The sequence below is a fragment of the Pseudoalteromonas sp. APC 3691 genome, assembly GCF_030408135.1.
GTDB lineage: Bacteria > Pseudomonadota > Gammaproteobacteria > Enterobacterales > Alteromonadaceae > Pseudoalteromonas.
The window spans coordinates 49072-68326 of the sequence record NZ_JASDCB010000006.1 but is presented as its reverse complement, the minus strand read 5'-3'; the positions used below and the strand labels follow the sequence as shown (position 1 = coordinate 68326).

Below are 19255 nucleotides of genomic sequence, written 5' to 3'. Positions count from 1 at the left end.
TTATGCGTAATATTATTTTATTTACAGCGGGCACATTATTTTTAAGTGGCTGTATGTCTACGCAAAATAGTGAAGTAGTGCAGGACGACCCTTACTACGCACCTATGTACCCCGAGCCTATTTTAGAGCCGCTGGTAGCCACAGGTTCATTATTTAATACTCATACATCAAACGACTTATATTCTGATAAAAAAGCGCTACGTACTGGCGATATAATTACGGTTAAACTGCAAGAGTCTACTCAAGCAACAAAAGCCGCCAAAACAGAAACAGACAAAGAAACCGAGGCAAGCTTAGACCCTGTTATTGGATTAGGTGGCCTACCTGTCAATATAGGTGGTGACAGCATTCAGTTTGGTATTGGCAGCGATTCGTCGTTTACAGGCGATTCAAAATCGAACCAGTCAAACAGCTTAGTGGGCGATATTTCGGTTAATGTAATGCGCGTATTACCTAATGGTAACTTAGTTATACGCGGCGAAAAATGGCTAACGCTTAATACCGGCGAAGAGTTTATTCGTTTAGAAGGGCTAGTACGCCCCCAAGACGTAAGCGCCGATAATACGGTTGAATCAAACCGCATTGCTAATGCACGTATTCAATACTCAGGTAAAGGGCAAACGCAAGAAGCGCAAAGTCCTGGTTGGCTTACACGTTTCTTTAGCAGTTCGCTGTTTCCATTTTAGAGGGTAACAACATGAATAGCCTTAAAGCTTTATGTTTAGTTGTGTTATTAGGTTGGCAGTTTAGCGCCAGTGCTGAGCGCATAAAAGATGTGTCTATGGTTGAAGGCGTACGCTCTAACCAGCTAGTTGGTTATGGCTTAGTGGTTGGTTTACCTGGCACTGGCGAGCAGAATTCATATACACAACAAAGTTTTAGAGGCATGTTGAACAGCTTTGGTATTACGCTACCTTCAACTCAAAGTCCTAAAATTAAAAATGTTGCCGCTGTGGCGGTGCATGCAGAACTACCTGCATTTAGAAAGCCTGGGCAAGCAATCGATATTACGGTTTCTTCTATTGGTAGTGCAGGCAGCTTACGTGGCGGTACTTTACTACAAACTTTTTTAAAGGGTGTAGACGGTAACGTGTACGCAATTGCACAAGGTAGTTTAATTGTCGGTGGCTTAGGCGCACAAGGTCTTGATGGCAGTAAGGTTGTAATTAACACGCCTACAGTTGGTCGTATACCAAATGGCGCAACAGTGGAGCGCACCGTAGAAAGCCCATTTATGCAAGGCGATTACATTACCTTCAACCTAAACCGTCCAGACTTTACGACGGCAAAACGCCTAGAAAAAACAATTAATGACTTAGTTGGCCCAAATAGCGCACAAGCAATAGATTCTGTTTCTATTCGTGTTATAGCACCACGCGATGCATCCCAGCGTGTATCGTATTTATCAACACTCGAAAACTTAGAATTTAAACCAGCTGACATGGCCGCTAAAATTATAGTTAACTCGCGCACCGGTACAATTGTCATTGGCAAAAACGTTAAGCTTCAGCCTGCGGCTATAACTCATGGTGGCTTAACAGTAACAATTGCAGAACAACAAAATGTGTCACAACCAAACCCGCTAGCAAACGGTGATACAGTTGTCACGCAGCAAAGTATTATTGATGTAAACCAAGACGACTCGCGCGCCTTTGTATTTAATCCAGGTGTAAGCCTTGACGATTTAGTTCGCGCAATTAACGAAGTAGGCGCAGCGCCTGGTGACTTAATGGCTATTTTAGAAGCACTAAAAGAAGCCGGCGCAATTAACGGACAGTTAGTTGTTATATAAATAACCCAAGCCAATAAATAACGTATTACTTAAGCCCCATATTTTTGAAATTAGGGCTTTTTATTTACAGCAACTTAAGTTTATTATTTTTATCTTCCTTGTTTTATCTGTAGTGGCTCAATTTTTGCATTTTTAACTGCATTATTCATTTTGTGTCAAAAAGCCGATGGAAACTAATCACCTCGATAAACAAAACTTTTTTGATTTAGGCAACTTAGATTCACTTCGTAAAGAAGCCTTAACGAGCGGCGATGCATCAACTGATGCCTCTAAAGCTGCGCTCAAAAAAGCGGCCGCACAATTTGAAGCTATTTTTACGCAAATGTTGCTCAAAGGAATGCGCAAAGCTAACGAAGCATTTGAAGACAAAGACAGCCCATTTAATTCAAGTGGCGTAAAGTTTTTTGAAGAAATGCACGATCAGCAACTTTCAACAGAGCTTTCTTCAAATGGCTCGTTAGGCCTTGCCGATTTAATTGTTCAGCAGTTATCGCCTGAGTCTAAAAACTTTATGCCAGGCTCGGTGCTTAGAACAACCAACGATATCTTTAGCGATACGCAAGTCGGATCCGCGCTTCCTCATGAGCAAAAAAATAAGCAACCCGATCTTATCGTTAAGAGTACTAAAGCCGATATTGCTGAGCCTAAAGTTGATACTACAGAGACTAAAGCTGATAGCCCAACATTTAAAAATGCGGAAGAGTTTGTAAGTTCAGTGTGGGAACACGCTAAAACGGCAGCGCAAAAAATTGGTTTAAATCCTGCGGTAATGGTTGCACAAGCGGCACTTGAAACCGGTTGGGGTAAGCACATTATTAATAAAAATGACGGTGGCAGCTCAAATAACTTATTTAATATTAAGTCAGATAAAAGCTGGGAAGGCGATAAAGCAAGCAAAATAACGCTTGAGTTTGAGCAAGGCACACCCGTTAAAAAACAAGCCAGCTTTAGAGCCTACGATTCAATTAAAGACAGCGTGAACGACTTCGTTGATTTTTTAACGCAAAACCCACGCTACAAAGAAGCATTACAAAATACAGCTAAACCAAACGACTTTTTAGATTCATTACAAAAAGCAGGTTATGCAACCGATCCAAATTATGCCAGCAAAATAAAAAAAGTGCTCAATAGTAGTCAGCTAAAAGACATTGCGGCAAACGTGATCCGCCAAGGAGTAGAGTAACATGTCGTTTAATTTATTAAACATTGCCAGTTCTGGGGTTAGAGCAAGCTCGGAGCTATTGCAAACGACAAGTAAAAATATCGCCAATGTTAATACCGAAGGCTATGTGCGCGAGCGTACAGAGTTTACTACTATGGTTGATAACCAAGTAGGGCGAGGCGAAACATACCGATTATTAAACGAGTTTGCTCAGTCACAGCTAAATCGTGATACCTCTAATAAATCGTTTTTCGATCAGTTTATTACTGAGGCTAATCGAGTTGATACTATTTTTTCTGAAGAGTCGAATAATCTATCAACTGGTATTAACTCTTTATTTAATAACGTGCAAGAAGCACTAAATCAACCGTCATCTACCGTTGCCCGCTCATTAGTAATGACAGATGCGCAAAGCTTAATTGATCAAATGGATAGGCTTTCAGGCATCGTGCTTGATCAAAAAAGTATAGTGAACGAGCAGCTCGAAATATTTTCAGATGAAGCAAACTCACTCATTCAAAGTATTAGCACGCTAAATCAAAATATTGCAGCAGTTAATGGCACTAATAACGCCGCAGATGCCAGCTCTACCTATAACGAACGTGATAAAGCAATACGCGACTTATCAGAGCTAATAGACATAGAAACGCTTGATGGTCCAAATGGCGAAAAACTCGTTTTTATGGGCACAGGCGAAGCGGTTGTTATGCAAAATGGCGCATTTAACTTATTTTCGATGACAGGCGACCCTGATCCTAACTTTAAAGAATTCACGCTTGACGTTAATGGTGGCAAAGCTGTGCCGCTTGAAGTTGATGTAAGTAAGCTTAAAGGCAAAATTGGCGGCTTACTCGCTTTTAGAGATGACATATTAGTCCCTGCGCAAAACCAAATTGGTCAAATGGGCTTAGCGATAGCTGATGCATTTAACGAGCAAAACAAATTGGGTATGGATGCAACAGGTCAGCTAGGTGATAATATTTTTAATATTCCTACCGTTGGCGCTTATGCATATCAAGCTAACACAGGTACTGCCGGTATGACCGCCACGGTAGAGCCAGGTAAGGGCAGTGAACTCCCTGCCAGTGACTTTATTATTACCTATACAGGCAATGCTAATGAAGTAAGTATTCAGCCTATAGATAACAAAGGGGATCCGCTGGGGCAGCCTTCACTTGCTGATATATCGTCAGGTGTTATTGATTCATCGACTATTACCTCAGGCGAATCATTTGGTCTTCAAGTAAATGTGTCTGGGGCAGGTGTTGAGGGAGATCAATTTCAAATAAAGCTTAATTCAGATGCTGCTTCAAGTATTACACTTGCAACAGGGCGCGCAGAAGATTTAGCACTAGCATCGCCAATCCGTACTGCTAACGATTTAAATAATATAGGCACCGCTACTATTTCAGTGGGAGAAGTAACAAGCGTGACATCGGGTGGTTTTACCACCGCTCCCGGTTTGACCAATGGCGGTATTACCCTAGTTAAAACAGGCACTGCAAACGAATATCAAATTTTTGATGAAAATAATACGGCAACAACAATTATTATTCCACCGCCAGGCAATAATGTTTTATCTCAAGCAGGAACGCCATACAGCGATTATGGTTTTGATTTTGACATAGAAGGCACTCCAGCAACAGGCGACACCTTTACACTTGAGTTTAACGAAGGCGGCTTTGATGATAACCGTAATGGTTTAAAATTAGCTGACTTACAGAATGGTGAGTTAGTCCGTTTAAATGTAGAAACAACAGCAACGGCCGACAACCATAAAACGTTCAACCAAGCTTATTCAGGGTTAGTGAGTGATATAGGCGTTATAACTGGTCAAGCAATAACAAGCGGTAGTGCGTTTAATGCATTAGCAGAGCAGTCTGAGGCATGGTATGAATCACTATCGGGTGTAAACCTTGATGAAGAGGCTGCAAATTTACTGCGTTTTCAGCAATCATATTCAGCATCAGCTCAAGTTTTAGCAGCAGCTCAAGAAATTTTTGACACCTTATTAAATGCGGCGAGGTAATTATGCGTTTATCAAATAATTTAATGTACCAAAACAACATAAATAAAATACTCGACAACCAACAAGGTGTTGCAAATGCTCAAGAGCGAGTAACAACAGGTGAAAAGTATTTAACCACCTCAGAAGCGCCAGCTGCTATTTCGCAAGCTATGCTGTATTCAAATAAAATACAAACGAATGAGCAATACACTAAAAATATCGACCAGCTTACCGGCAGGCTAGAAACTGAAGAAAGCGTATTACAAAGCATAAATAGTAATATACAACAAGCGCAAGAGCTCACTATTCAGGCTGGTAATGGTGTTTACACCAAAGACGATTTAAAATCGATTGCATCAGAGCTTAGTGGCATTCAACAAACGTTAGCTAATTTAATGAACACCCGCTCAGAAGACGGGAAATTCATATTTTCAGGATATCAAGACAGCACGCAGCCATATCAGTTTGATTCTGCAGCGGGTGAGTACACCTATAATGGCGACCAAGGCCAGCACCAAATAACTATAGCTGAAGGTGTATCAATTAAGGCGAGTGATAACGGCTTTGATACGTTTGAAAAAACAGATGCCAGACTAAATGTACTCGATAATAAAGCAGACATACCAACAACAACACCTACAAATAATATTACTAAAGGCACTGTTTATGTTGATGGCCAAGCCGAGTTCGATAAGTTCCATCAAGCTAAATACAATGCCGATCCAACGACTCCAGTTTCACCTACAGCAAATACTTTTAGTGTAGTCACAACCGCTGGTGCAACAACAAACGATCCTGATACATACGAAATTTTACAAGATGGTGTGTCGCTTACCCCGCCTCAAACTGGTGAAGTTATAGATGATACAATTGAATTTGCAGGTATGAAAATTCAATTTGAGGGCAATGCTCCAGGCCAACTCGATTTTAGTCTTGAAAAACCACATAAAGAAAACGTACTTAATACATTGCAAGCACTTATTACCGGCCTTAACGATGGCACACTTGAAGGTGATGACTTTCAGCAAGTACTTGCTGATAGCTTAGTGCAATTACAAAACGCCAGTGAGCAAGTGGTGTTTACCCAAGCAAGTTTAGGTGGACGTATGAACGCGCTTGAAAGAGTAAGCGATTCTAACTTAGCACTCGATATTCAAAATAAAAGTAATCGCTCTAACTTAGTTGAAGTTGATATGGCAGAAGCTATTAGCGAACTAACCAAACAAGAAACGGCACTGCAAGCATCGCAAGCAACTTTTGGTCGTTTAACTAACCTTTCATTATTCGATTACTTATAAGCAGATTATAAGCAGATTATAAGTAAAAATACCTTGCCGCTTTAACACTTTAAAGCGGCAAAAATTGGCTACAAAATCGCGGCAAAAAAATGTCACTCCTTTCTAAATAACCTCACCCCCTATTTCCAAACTCAACAAACTAAACTTTTTGTAATTAAAACAATGAGTTAAAACCAATTTAAAGTTGGCACAGTAAATGCTTTTCTTATTGTAAGAAATTATCGAACAGTGGTTCCTGTTAAATCGTGTTGAACCACACTCTGTTTAAACCTAGGAGATGGTAAAATGGCATTAACAGTAAATACTAATGTGTCGTCACTAAACGCACAACGTAACCTAACAAGATCTGGCGAAGGCTTAGCAACGTCAATGGAGCGTTTATCATCAGGTATGCGTATTAATAGCGCTAAAGATGATGCCGCCGGCCTACAAATTTCAAACAGATTAACATCGCAAATAAATGGCCTAGCCGTTGCTCAGCGTAATGCCAATGATGGTATTTCAATGGCGCAAACCGCTGAAGGCGCTATGCAAGAATCGACTAATATACTACAACGTATGCGTGAGCTTGCTCTGCAATCTGCCAATGGTTCAAATTCAAGCGAAGACCGTGATGCATTGCAAAAAGAAGTGTCTGCTTTACAAGAAGAACTAACTAGAATCTCCGACACTACATCGTTCGGTGGTCAGCAATTATTAGATGGCTCTTACGGCACTCGAAATTTTCAGGTTGGCGCGAACGCCAATGAAACCATCTCAATTAGCTTAAGTAGCACAGCTGCAGATAAAATTGGTACATTAGAAGCAACTACAAACATTACTACTACAGCTGGAAGCGTTTCATTTGCAGTAGGTGGTAAAACTTACGATGTAGATGCTACAGCTGCATCAGACGCAGCCGGTAAAGCGGCTGCGATTAATGCAACAACAGGTGAGCATGGTGTAACAGCAGCAGTTGCTGATATTACAACGGCGACTCTTACATCTATGAACTTTGATGGCGGCACAATTGAATTTACATTGGGCGGGTCTAATAATGTAACTGGTTCTGATGCAGATACACTTGCAGCTTCAATAAATGATATAGACGGTTACACAGCAGTCAATGATTCAGGTTCAATCACAATCACAAATGCTGCAGGGTCTCCTATTGCACTGACTAGTTTCTCAGGAACAGGTACAGGTACAGGTGCTGCGGCATCATTTACTGACAGCGCTGCTACTCCAGCTACGACCGCCTTGAATGAAACAACTCCAACTGCTACAGCAACAGCATCAGCTACAACGGAAGTTGTTACTTTATCTTCAAAAGCTGATTTTGCTGTAACTGATGGCGCTGCAGGTACACCTGTAAGCGTTGTGGCTGCAGGCGATACTGTTAAAGATATTGATTTAACAACAGAGCTAGGTTCACAAAGTGCAATTGATGTAATTGATAATGCACTTGCACAAATTGATGATCAGCGCGCGGGTTTAGGTGCGGTACAAAATCGTTTTGGTCACACAATTAGCAACCTTGCTAATATTCAAGAAAATGTATCTGCGTCACGTAGTCGTATTCAAGATACAGATTTTGCGACCGAAACTGCACAAATGACTAAAAACCAAATATTACAGCAAGCGGGTACGTCAATACTTTCGCAAGCAAACCAAATACCACAAGCAGCCATTAGTTTATTAGGTGGCTAGTTATTGGTTTAACTAATATCAGGCTGTATAAGCGCACTTCAAATTAAGTGCGTTTTTTGTTTTTAGATTGTAAAAAATAGCTAAAAGCATAATATTCAAACCGTATTTTAAATCAATTTAAAATAACTAATCATTTAAAACAGTCAGTTAGCTTTTTCTGGGTAAATAAACTAATTTATTTTTAAAATACTCCTAAAGATAATTTACCTCCTGCCGTTAACTTAATCAGTACGGAGCTGAGCATACATTTGTGACAGCTCTTGGTTAAATTAAAATAGCAACATTACGAAAGTAATCAGGAGTTTTATTATGATTTCAGTAAACACAAATGTATCTTCATTAAACGCTCAACGTAACCTATCTCAATCAGGTTCTGACCTTGCAACGTCAATGGAACGTTTATCATCAGGTATGCGTATCAACAGCGCAAAAGATGATGCGGCAGGCCTACAAATTTCAAACCGTTTAACATCACAAATAAACGGTTTAGGTGTAGCTCAGCGTAATGCTAACGATGGTATTTCTATGGCGCAAACTGCTGAAGGTTCAATGCAAGAGTCTACTAGCATTTTACAGCGTATGCGTGAACTAGCGTTACAATCAGCGAATGGTTCAAACTCTGATGATGACAGAGCCTCTCTACAAAAAGAAGTAACCGCTTTACAAGATGAGTTAACGCGAATTTCTGAGACCACCTCTTTTGGTGGTCAGCAGTTATTAAATGGAGATTTTGGTTCAAAAAACTTCCAAATTGGCTCAAATGCCAATGAAACTATCTCTATTAGTTTAAGTAGCACAGCCGCAGATAAAATTGGTTCATTAGAAGCAACTACTAACATCACTGCTACAGCTGGAAGCGTTTCATTTGCAGTAGGTGGTCAAACTTACGATGTAGATGCTACAGCTGCTTCAGACGCAGCCGGTAAAGCGGCTGCGATTAATGAAACAACAGGTGACCATGGTGTTACTGCGGAAGTAAACTCTGTTACAACTGCAACACTGAGCTCTCTTGATTTTGACACTGGCGGTACTATGTCATTTGACATAGGTGGGGAAGGGATAACAGGTACATCTAATACTGAAATAGCATCAGCGATTAATGATTTGGATGGTTATACTGCAGAAGATGATGGTTCAGGTACAATTACAATTACAAATACAGCTGGCGCACCTATAGCATTGACTAATTTTGCTGGTGCGGGTAATACCGGTGGCAATGAAGTTTCAGCTACGTTTGCCGACAGTGATACTTCAACTACCACAGGTGATGCTGCGTTAGTAAATGCTGGTACAGCTGCAGTTACAGCCTCTGCTACAACAGAAACCATAACCTTATCTTCAAAAGTTGACTTTTCTGTAACGGATGGCGCCGCAGGTACGCCGGTGAGTGTTGTTGCTGAAGGCGATTCTGTTAAAGATATTGATTTAACAACAGAGCTAGGTTCACAAAGTGCAATCGCTGTAATTGATGATGCACTTGCACAAATAGATAGTCAGCGTGCTGATTTAGGTGCGGTTCAAAATCGTTTTGGTCACACAATCAGTAACCTTGCTAATATTCAAGAAAATGTATCTGCGTCACGTAGCCGTATTCAAGATACTGACTTTGCAACCGAAACAGCTAACATGACGAAGAACCAAATCTTGCAACAAGCAGGTACGTCAATCTTGTCGCAAGCGAACCAGTTACCACAAGCAGCACTTAGCTTATTAGGTTAATAAGTTAAAGTAATAGCTTAGTGGTTAGCTAGTACATAAAGTCAGTATTAGTTTTACAAAAAGGAGGTGGCTTTAGCTACCTCCTTTTGTGGTTTAAGGGTTTTAATTGAGCTATTGTTTAATTAAGTGAAAAATAGGAATCTGTTATGAATACTATTAATTCCAATGCAGAAGTTACATTACCAACCCCGCTAGCGGGTGAAGATAAAGTAGCTGGGCAAGCAGCTAGTTCGCTAACCGAACGCGCTGTTGACGATGTAAAGCAAGCTGACACACAAAATCAGCAACGATTACAGCAAAATCAATACGAAAAAAATAACCAAGAAGTAACTGCTCAGCCGTTAGAGCGTGAACAGCTAGAAAAAATGGCGCAACAATTGCAGGATTTTATGGGCGAAATGAATCGCAGTTTGCAGTTCAAGGTAGATGAAGATTCAGGTCGTGATGTAATTAAAGTGCTTGATAAAAACAGTGGCGAAGTAATTAAGCAATATCCTTCTGAGGAAGTATTAAGCCTAGTTTCTAAACTGTCTGAATCTGCTGGTATTTTGATTGATCAAACAGTTTAGTAAGCACCTATAAGTGTTAACTTATAAAAGTTAGCTGGTTTATTTTTAAGTATTGAAGAGGTGAAGTATGGCTATTTCGTTTACTGGTTTAGGTTCTGGGTTAGCAGTATCAGATATTGTTGATGCACTAGTAAATGCAGAACAAGCACCTGCTGAAGCTCGATTAAATACAAGAGAAGGCAAGTTAACAACTGATATTTCAGCTGTAGGAGCACTTAAGTCAGCGCTCGAAAAAGTGCAAACCTCAATGGAAGCATTAGGCGATAGTGATAACTACCAAAAGCGAACTGCATCTGGCAATGATGATTTTATATCTATTAGCTCAGATAAAGACGCTCAGCCTGGTAGTTACAATGTAAAAGTAGACGCATTAGCACAAGCACATAAGTTATCTTCCCCTGCATTTGCAGCAGACGAGGCAATTGGAGCTGGCGTAATTACAATTGGCTCCGGCGAAAATAGTTTTTCCACTGTTTTATCGGCTACAAATACATTAGAAGATTTACGCGACCAAATTAATAACGGCCCTTTTACTGGCAGTGATAGTAATGATTCGGTTGTCGCCACTATAATAACCAGTGATACCGGTCAGCATTTAGTGCTTACTAGTAAAGAAACCGGCGAAGACAACGCTATAACAATTACCGTACAAGACGATGACGGCAGTAATACCGATACAAGCGGGTTATCTCGACTAGCTTATGATGTATCAGACGCAGACCCTGCTAATCATACAACTAATTTAACGCAAGTTAATGCTGCACAAAATGCACAAATAACGATTGATGGCACGTTAACTGTATCAAGCAATACTAATGAGTTTAGTAATGTGATTGATGGCGTGGATATTACCGCCAAAAAGTTACATGCCACTGACGACGACTTAAGCGATATATCGGTTACCGAAAACAATAATAATATTAAAACAGGTTTAAATAGTTTTATTTCAAGTTATAACGAACTGTTAGAGCTTAGTAATAACTTGGGTGCCTCCGGCGAAGCTGGCGCAGGCGTTATGGCGGGGGATTCACTGCTTCGTGGTGTTATGTCAAAGCTTCGTAGCGAAATAACAAATCCCGTTGATTTAGGTGGTGGTAATTCGCTATCGCTTTCGCAGTTAGGTGTAGAAACAGACCGCTACGGTGTTTTAACGCTAAATACAGAAACACTCAATGAAAAAATAGCAAGCGATGTAGATTTAGTTCAGCAGTTTTTTGTAGGTGATGATGACGATGGCTTTGCACAATCGTTTGACGAAAAGTTAAGCTTTTATACCGATTCCGACGGTATTATCCAAAACCGCATAGACAGCAAAACAAACCAACTTGACGACATAGATGACCAGCGCTTGGACCTTGCCAGTAAAATGGAGTCGCTATCATCAAGGTTGTATGCTCAATATAATGCAATGGATTTATTAGTAGCGAGCCTCAATAACACCAGTACGTATGTTCAAGCTCAGCTGGAAAATATGCCTGGGGTTGTACGAGATAACTCTTAATATATAAATAGCATATAGTTTTAATAGCTAAATAAAAACATAAAAAAAACCGTTATTTACAACGGTTTTTTATATTTACTGTTTGAGGTGAATTTTATTTGGCTGCTCTATATGCCTTAATCGCCTTTCCTGACTTTTTATGTTTAATAATGGCTTTAGATGACTCGTTTTTAGCGCTATTTGCTTTAACTAAAATAGTATTTATACGAAGCTGAATTAATTCTAATTGCTCTGCGCTTGGGCCTTCACTGTTTTCGCACCATTGTTTTAGTTTAGTGTTTAAAGTATCTAAAAAAGGCGGAGCTTCATCTGCATTATTATCATTTACTAATACTTCAATGTTACTAAGCAGTGTTTGTATTTGCTCTGCATGGCTTGTTAGTTGCTGCGAAGATGTTGGCGAGTCCATAATTTAAATTAAACCGCAGGGCTGCGTTGATCTAGCGGAATGTTATTCCAACCTTCTTTAATTTCTTTAACAATACTTGATACTTCAGTAATTGCTTCAATATCGTTGTGTAAGTTAGCTTGAGTTAAACGGCGTTGGCAGTAATCGTAAAGTGCCAATAAATTGTTAGAAATACTAGGGTCTTGCTCTACTTCTAAATTAAGTGCATCTTGCAGAGCACCAAATAATAAAACACAGGCTGAAATGTTTTCACCTTTTTTTTGTATTTCTTTGCGCTCAATAAACCCTTTTGTTGCTGCTAAGCGACCGATAATATTACTGAATATAAGGTTTATTTGTTCGTAAGGAGTCATTTCGGCAATACTACTAGCACGAACTTGACCGTATTTTTTTACTGAGATGTGAGCCATGGAAAATCCTAAAATTTAAAACAATAAAATTATGTGAAAGCCAATATAAAAACTTATATAAAAAACCAATAAAGCTTTTATACTTTTATAAGAGCAAAGCAATATTAATGCCAAGCATTTTTGCTTATCTATATATCGGCATTTGTAACTTCAACTTAAATTTATAATTGGGTTTATTTACTAACAATAGCATTTTTATAGCCGAGTAAATTAATTTTTAGAGCTAGGTTATGGTTAGGTAATAGTTAAGTAATAACTAAGTTGAAACTATAACCCATACTTAATGATTAACTATTAAGTATGATTGACTTAACTAGCCCGTCTGTTTTTTGGCGTTTATGTCAAAAAACTGCCGCTATTGCTTGCATCCATGCTGAACTGGCTTACAATTTAACTAATTATACAAATTAGTGAAAGTACGGCTCGCTAAATATGATCTTGATTTTAGATAATAATAACAACCGCGCAATAGGATTAAATGCTTCACTTGGCTTTATTGGTGAAGCTGCTCAACTATTAAGCGAAGACTGCTTTGAACAAGAATGCAAAAAATATCAGCAGCAAGAATGCATGATCATTTTAGGAGCATTGCAATCACTTGACCACGAAAGCTTAATTAAACGCTATCCAACATTACCGTTTTTATTAATTGGCGAAACGCTAAAACCCCTATTAAGTATAGCTAATGTAGTGGGGCTTATCTGTGAGCCGTTTAATCACGAAGTGACAACGCAGTTACTTCACGATTGCCAACAGTATCAGCGTATGCTGCCTAATGAGCATAAGCATACTAAACCACATAAAATTTTTGATGGACTTGTTGGTGAAACCGATGCGGTTAAAGATGTTCGCTTTTTAATCGAACAAGTGGCAAAAACCGACGCTAATGTTTTAATTTTAGGCGAATCAGGCACAGGTAAAGAAGTGGTTGCCCGTAATGTACATTTGCTTTCAAAGCGTATTAATGGACCGTTTGTACCTGTTAACTGTGGTGCTATTCCGGCAGAGCTGCTCGAAAGTGAACTATTTGGCCACGAAAAAGGCGCGTTTACTGGTGCTATATCGGCTCGTAAAGGGCGCTTTGAACTCGCTCAAGGTGGGACGCTATTTTTAGATGAAATAGGCGATATGCCACTGCAAATGCAAGTTAAGTTGCTGCGAGTATTGCAAGAGCGAAGTTATGAACGAGTTGGTGGTACAAAGGCTATTCAGGCTGATGTACGCGTTATTGCGGCTACACATCGTAATCTTGAAACAATGATTGAAGAGGGCAGTTTTAGGGAAGATTTATATTACCGCTTAAATGTATTTCCTATCGAAAACCCATCGCTGAGTGAACGTGCTGATGATATTCCGCTGCTTTTAAAAGAGTTAATGCGCCGTGTTAACGACCAAACAGGTTCTACCGCTAAGTTTACAGAGCGCGCAGTTGAGAGCTTAAAAGAACATGCTTGGCCTGGTAATATTCGTGAGCTTGCTAATTTGGTGGAGCGTATGGTTATTATGTTTCCTGAAAAAGTGGTTGATATTCCCGATTTACCTAATAAATATCGTTACATCGAAGTTGAAGCCTACGAGCCAGAATACCCTGAAGAGTTAATGGAAAAAGACGCCTTTAACGATATATTTAGCACCGGTTTTAGCGATTACGAAAGTGAGCCAGACGCTGAGTTTAGCCAAACGGGTAGTGGGCTATTACCTGATGATGGTATTGAACTTAAAGATTATTTAGCCGAACTTGAAATAAGCTTAATTACCCAAGCGTTAGAGCGCTATGATTACGTTGTAGCTCGCGCTGCAGAGATATTAGGGGTTCGCAGAACAACACTCGTTGAGAAAATGAAAAAGTATAATCTTTCACGAGATTAGAAATACGAAAATGGTGAAATACTTTTCGTTATTTATTATTCATTTGTGATCAATCACTTTACGGGCTTTGCCCGTCACGCAAGCAAGCTTCGCGTCTTGTATCTCTCATTGATAAATGATTAGCTATCATTTATCACATCGAAGTCAGTGAGCTTGCCTTCGCGTCTAGTATTTAATACTGCTCCGTAGATAAAGCCCTGACTTTCTATTCTCACAAACTGAATGGTATCCAAGCACGCTTTTATTTAAGTAGATGCTGTATGTACAAGGGGAGTAAGTAGAGATGATGTTTATCGGCATTGATATTAGTAAAGAGAAGATTGATTTATCGTGGTTGAGAGACCAACTTACAAATAAAATTAAAACAAAAGTCTTTAAAAACAAGCGCCAAGATTTTGTAACAATAGAAAAATGGCTTTTAAATACAACAAAAAGCGCTGCTAATGAGCTCGTTATCACCCTCGAACCAACGGGTGTTTATCATGAAGCGCTGATGTATTTTTTACACGAGCAAGGCTTTAATATTATTTTAGCGAATCCCAGTAAAGCTAAAAAGTATGCAGACGCTTTAAACATAATTCACAAAACAGACAAATCTGATGCAACGATGCTTGCTCATTATGGCTGTGCTAAGCACGCAGTCGTTAATTATTGGCAACCTGAAGCATTAGCAATTAGAGAGCTTAAAGCCCTTATTCGTCGTTTAGATGCGCTTGAGAGTAACCGACAACGAGAAGCTAACCGATTAGAAGCAAGTGAATTCAGCAACGTTTCCGCGCGTGTTTGCCAATCGATAAAAGTGACTATCGCGTTTTTAGACGATGAAATTAAACAGCTTAAATCTGACATTGATAACCACATAGATAATGAACCTGATTTAAAAAGAAACAGGAAACTACTTGAGTCTATTTCTGGCATTGGGCCCGTACTATCGAGAGAGCTGACGTATTTATTTGCGGCTAAAAAATTCAATAAAGCCAAAGAAGCGGCGGCTTATTGTGGATTAATCCCACGGCATAATGAATCGGGTAAATTAAAAGGGCGAACATCAATCAGTAAACTTGGCCCAGCCAGAATTCGATGTAAACTTTATATGGCAGCCGTTGTTGCTGGGCAATGGAATAAAACAATAAAACGACACAAGTTAACGTTAATAAATAATGGTAAAACACCAATGCAAGCTGTGTGTGCAAATATGCGAAAGCTAATTCATATATGTTTTGGTGTAATAAAAAACCAGGAAGCGTTTAAGCTCCAAGAAAGTTAAATACGACCTTGAAGCTTAAAATGAGAGATGGTATCTACAAGATAAACACAAACTTAAACCTTGGCGGTAGACGCTGAGCTTGCTCGCGTGAAAAGCGTAGCTTTTAATCATTTAATTAAAACGTTATTTCACAAAGAGAAAAAACGAGGGTAAATGAGAAGCCATAGTCAACCTACGCGTTACTTCTCTAAAGCACAGCGTCTCTTAACCTCTTTGTGAACAAATTACTTTTATGGCTTTTAATCACTTACTACTAAAAGCCTCAATAACTTCTTCTTTTCTAAAACAATCATTACTGTGATCGTTAACCATACCGCAGGCCTGCATATGAGCGTAAACCGTTGTAGGGCCTAAAAACTTAAAACCCCGTTTTTTTAAGTCTTTAGCAAATGCGGTTGATCCCTCTGTAATTGCTGGGTAGTCCTCAGCGTTATTTAAATTACTTATAATCGGCTTATTACCCACAAACTGCCATTGGTAGTTACTAAAACTTCCAAATTCTTTTTGGATTTCTATAAAGCGCTTTGCGTTGTTAACAGTTGCCGAAATTTTTAAGCGATTGCGCACAATACCCTCATCAAGCATTAGTCTCTCAACGTCATCTTGTGTGAATTGGGCTACCTTTTTTACATCAAAATTAGCAAATGCTTTTTTATAACCGCTGCGCTTTTTTAAAATTGTGTACCAGCTTAAGCCGGCTTGCGCTGATTCTAGCGTGATAAATTCAAACAGCTTTGTATCATCATAAAGAGGCACGCCCCATTCTTCATCATGGTAAATAACGTAGTCGGGTTTAGTGGTGTCGAGCCACGGGCAACGGCACTTTATTTGCTCACTCATTATTATTCCTTTTTGCGTGCGTCATTTTTATGTCGCTCAAATTATTGATGTAACTTAATGATAAGTATGTAAATAAATTTTGGTATAAATCGTGCATTTAGACATATATCTACATCAATTCGAGATTTGATTATGGCTCTTGCTAGCGTGCTAAAACCACAGTTTTTTTCTGCAAATCAGTATAACCCATGTTTACTTCAAGAGGAGTACATTGGTGAATTAAGCGATCTGCGCAAGCAAGCAAGTTGGCTTTCACATTTGGTTGATACCATGCCAGCAGGCGTGGTTGTACTAGATGGCAAAGGCTTGATTGCAAAAGCGAATCAAATAGCGATTGATATGCTTGGCGAGCCACTTGAAGGCGAACGCTGGTTTAATGTTATTCAGCGCTCTTTTAGGCCGCATCAAGATGATGGTCACGAAGTGTCTTTAAAAGATGGGCGCTTAATAAAACTTGATATTACCGCTTTAGCCCCAGAGCCTGGGCAACTTATATTAATGACGGATTTAACCGAAACCCGCCGCTTACAGAAACGTGTTGCACATATGCAGCGATTAAGCGCGCTGGGTAAAATGGTTGCGTCATTAGCGCATCAAGTCCGTACGCCGCTCTCAGCCGCTATGCTTTATGCTGCTAATTTAGGGTCTAAGCGCTTACCCGAAGCATCTCGCGATAACTTTCAAACAAAGTTAATGTCGCGCTTAAAAGATTTAGAAACTCAAGTAAACGACATGCTGTTATTTGCTAAAAGTGGCGATCAGCAAGTGGTTGAGCAAGTTTCAATGCAGCAGCTTTTAACAGAAGTTAAAGCAGGCGCTGATGCTATGGTCGCACTTAATGAAAGTGAACTGGATGTAAGCTTACCAGAACCCGATATACAAATAGTCGGTAATAAAACGGCACTGGCCAGTGCTATTCAAAATCTTGTGCACAATAGTATTCAAGTTATTGGCGGCGGTGCAAAAGTAAAAATTAGCGCACAAAGAGATTTAAAAGATTTAGATATGGTTCGTATTAGTGTGAGCGACAATGGCCCAGGTGTTGATTTAAGCCAAAGCGATAAAATCTTTGAACCATTTTTTACTACAAAAAGTCAGGGCACAGGTTTAGGGCTTGCTGTAGTGAGTTCGGTGGCTAGTGCACACCAAGGCCGTGTTGATGTGACTAATAATACGCATGGTGGTGCCTGCTTTAGCTTGTTACTGCCTATTAAGGCAACATCTAAATTAGAGGGTTCATTATGAGTAACACTATTTTAGTTGTCGAAGATGACGCTGGGCTTCGTGAAGCCTTAATAGATACCCTTGAAATGTCGGGTATTGAATGTGTTGCAGCGAACAGTGCTGAGCAAGCAATGATATTGCTTAAAAAAGATCAATTTTCGCTTGTTGTAAGCGACGTGCAAATGGGCGCAATGAGTGGACTTGATTTACTACGCAGTATTAAATTAAACCACCCTGATTTACCTGTATTGATGATGACGGCGTATGCCACAATTGACGATGCGGTAGAGGCCATGCGCCTAGGTGCAATTGACTACATGGCAAAACCATTTGCACCTGAAGTGCTGTTAAATATGGTGAGCCGTTATTTGCCTGAAAAAGCAAAAGAAACCGACGGCCCCGTTGTTGCTGACCCAACTAGTATTCAATTATTGGAGCTTGCAAGTAAAGTAGCACGCTCTGATGCAAGTGTAATGGTACTTGGCCCAAGTGGTTCAGGTAAGGAAGTACTTGCGCGTTATATTCATGATAAGTCGAGCCGATGTAATGAGCCATTTGTGGCGATTAACTGCGCGGCTATTCCTGAAAATATGCTCGAAGCCACGTTATTTGGTTACGAAAAAGGGGCTTTTACGGGGGCGATTCAAGCATGTCCGGGTAAGTTTGAGCAAGCACAAGGCGGTACTATTTTACTTGATGAAATTACTGAAATGGATTTAGGGCTACAAGCTAAACTTTTACGCGTACTGCAAGAACGTGAAGTAGAGCGTTTAGGGGGGCGTAAAACTATTCAGCTCGATGTACGTATTTTGGCAACCAGTAATCGTGATTTAAAAGAAGCTGTAGTAGATAATCAGTTTAGAGAAGATTTATATTACAGGCTTAATGTTTTTCCACTTATGTGGCGACCATTGTGCCAACGCCCAGGCGATATTATTGTATTGGCTAAGCATTTAATTGAGCGCCATATAAGTAAAAGCAAAGAGCCTATGGCGTATTTAGATAAAGCTGCCGAGCAAAAGTTACTGGCTCATGCGTGGCCTGGTAATGTGCGCGAGCTTGATAACGTTATACAGCGTGCACTTATATTGCGAAGTGGCGATACAATAAACGAGCATGCTATTTTTATCGAAAACTTAGTATCTAATAACTTTGTTATGGAGCCTTCATTGGCACCGGCGCAAACCGTATCGCCAACAGAATTAGCACATGCAGACAAAGGTGTTGATAAAAGCACTTTAAGCTCTGCATATTATGATGAAAAGTCGCATGCTGAGGATGAGCCTAAACAAGGTTTGCTAGCGGCAGATACCGGTAGCTATAAAGATGAGCTTAAAGACAAAGAGCATCGCATTATTTTAGAAACCCTTGCACGTTGCCAAGGTAAGCGTAAAGACGTTGCCGAAACGTTGGGCATAAGCCCACGAACTTTACGTTATAAACTAGCGCAAATGCGCGATTTAGGTATTTCACTTCCAGCTTAACCTCCTATAAACCC

16 protein-coding genes are annotated in these 19255 nt (G+C 39.8%); 13 read left to right on the top strand and 3 right to left on the bottom strand.

What is annotated here, in order from left to right; translation table 11 throughout:
• Positions 1 to 2 precede the first annotated feature (2 nt).
• From flgH to fliD, 9 genes are all read left to right on the top strand, one after another.
• Positions 3 to 686, top strand: a complete 684-nt coding sequence (flgH, locus tag QL998_RS03470; RefSeq protein ID WP_182197087.1) for a flagellar basal body L-ring protein FlgH — start codon at positions 3 to 5, stop codon at positions 684 to 686.
• A gap of 11 nt (positions 687 to 697) precedes the next feature.
• Positions 698 to 1792, top strand: a complete 1095-nt coding sequence (locus QL998_RS03465) for a flagellar basal body P-ring protein FlgI (RefSeq protein ID WP_182197089.1) — start codon at positions 698 to 700, stop codon at positions 1790 to 1792.
• Positions 1793 to 1958: 166 nt separating this feature from the next.
• Entirely contained in the window at positions 1959 to 2975 is a 1017-nt protein-coding gene (gene flgJ / locus QL998_RS03460) for a flagellar assembly peptidoglycan hydrolase FlgJ (RefSeq protein ID WP_290192152.1), read from the top strand.
• 1 nt (position 2976) lies between these two features.
• Positions 2977 to 4983, top strand: a complete 2007-nt coding sequence (gene flgK / locus QL998_RS03455) for a flagellar hook-associated protein FlgK (RefSeq protein WP_290192151.1) — start codon at positions 2977 to 2979, stop codon at positions 4981 to 4983.
• A gap of 2 nt (positions 4984 to 4985) precedes the next feature.
• On the top strand, positions 4986 to 6260 hold the full coding sequence (gene flgL, locus QL998_RS03450) for a flagellar hook-associated protein FlgL (protein ID WP_182197095.1): 1275 nt from the start codon (positions 4986 to 4988) through the stop codon (positions 6258 to 6260).
• Positions 6261 to 6545: 285 nt separating this feature from the next.
• Positions 6546 to 7949, top strand: a complete 1404-nt coding sequence (locus tag QL998_RS03445) for a flagellin (protein WP_182197097.1) — start codon at positions 6546 to 6548, stop codon at positions 7947 to 7949.
• Between the two features lie 306 nt (positions 7950 to 8255).
• Entirely contained in the window at positions 8256 to 9668 is a 1413-nt protein-coding gene (locus tag QL998_RS03440) for a flagellin (protein WP_182197109.1), read from the top strand.
• Positions 9669 to 9814: 146 nt separating this feature from the next.
• On the top strand, positions 9815 to 10237 hold the full coding sequence (locus QL998_RS03435; protein WP_182197099.1) for a flagellar protein FlaG: 423 nt from the start codon (positions 9815 to 9817) through the stop codon (positions 10235 to 10237).
• Positions 10238 to 10304: 67 nt separating this feature from the next.
• A complete protein-coding gene (fliD, locus tag QL998_RS03430; RefSeq protein WP_182197101.1) occupies positions 10305 to 11738 on the top strand; it encodes a flagellar filament capping protein FliD in 1434 nt (477 codons plus the stop codon).
• Positions 11739 to 11832: 94 nt separating this feature from the next.
• On the opposite strand, the gene QL998_RS03425 is transcribed toward fliD, so the two are convergent.
• Entirely contained in the window at positions 11833 to 12147 is a 315-nt protein-coding gene (locus QL998_RS03425; protein ID WP_182197103.1) for a hypothetical protein, read from the bottom strand.
• 8 nt (positions 12148 to 12155) lie between these two features.
• Complete coding sequence (gene fliS / locus QL998_RS03420) at positions 12156 to 12557, bottom strand: flagellar export chaperone FliS (RefSeq protein ID WP_182197105.1); 402 nt, start codon at positions 12555 to 12557, stop codon at positions 12156 to 12158.
• A 432-nt stretch (positions 12558 to 12989) separates the two neighbouring features.
• On the opposite strand from fliS, the gene QL998_RS03415 reads away from it, so the two are divergent.
• Both QL998_RS03415 and QL998_RS03410 read left to right on the top strand, forming a co-directional pair.
• Positions 12990 to 14426: a sigma-54-dependent Fis family transcriptional regulator gene (locus tag QL998_RS03415; protein ID WP_101216692.1), complete on the top strand. Its 1437-nt coding sequence runs from the start codon at positions 12990 to 12992 to the stop codon at positions 14424 to 14426.
• Positions 14427 to 14709: 283 nt separating this feature from the next.
• Complete coding sequence (locus QL998_RS03410; RefSeq protein ID WP_182196609.1) at positions 14710 to 15693, top strand: IS110 family transposase; 984 nt, start codon at positions 14710 to 14712, stop codon at positions 15691 to 15693.
• A gap of 243 nt (positions 15694 to 15936) precedes the next feature.
• Here QL998_RS03410 and QL998_RS03405 read toward each other — a convergent pair whose 3' ends face one another.
• On the bottom strand, positions 15937 to 16533 hold the full coding sequence (locus QL998_RS03405) for a DNA-3-methyladenine glycosylase I (protein ID WP_197236509.1): 597 nt from the start codon (positions 16531 to 16533) through the stop codon (positions 15937 to 15939).
• A 132-nt stretch (positions 16534 to 16665) separates the two neighbouring features.
• On the opposite strand from QL998_RS03405, the gene QL998_RS03400 reads away from it, so the two are divergent.
• Entirely contained in the window at positions 16666 to 17778 is a 1113-nt protein-coding gene (locus tag QL998_RS03400; protein WP_008168789.1) for an ATP-binding protein, read from the top strand.
• Positions 17775 to 19241 carry a sigma-54 dependent transcriptional regulator gene (locus QL998_RS03395; RefSeq protein ID WP_182196615.1) on the top strand — a complete coding sequence of 489 codons (1467 nt, stop codon included), beginning with the start codon at positions 17775 to 17777 and terminating at the stop codon, positions 19239 to 19241. Before QL998_RS03400 ends, QL998_RS03395 begins: the two co-directional genes overlap by 4 nt.
• Positions 19242 to 19255: the final 14 nt, after the last annotated feature.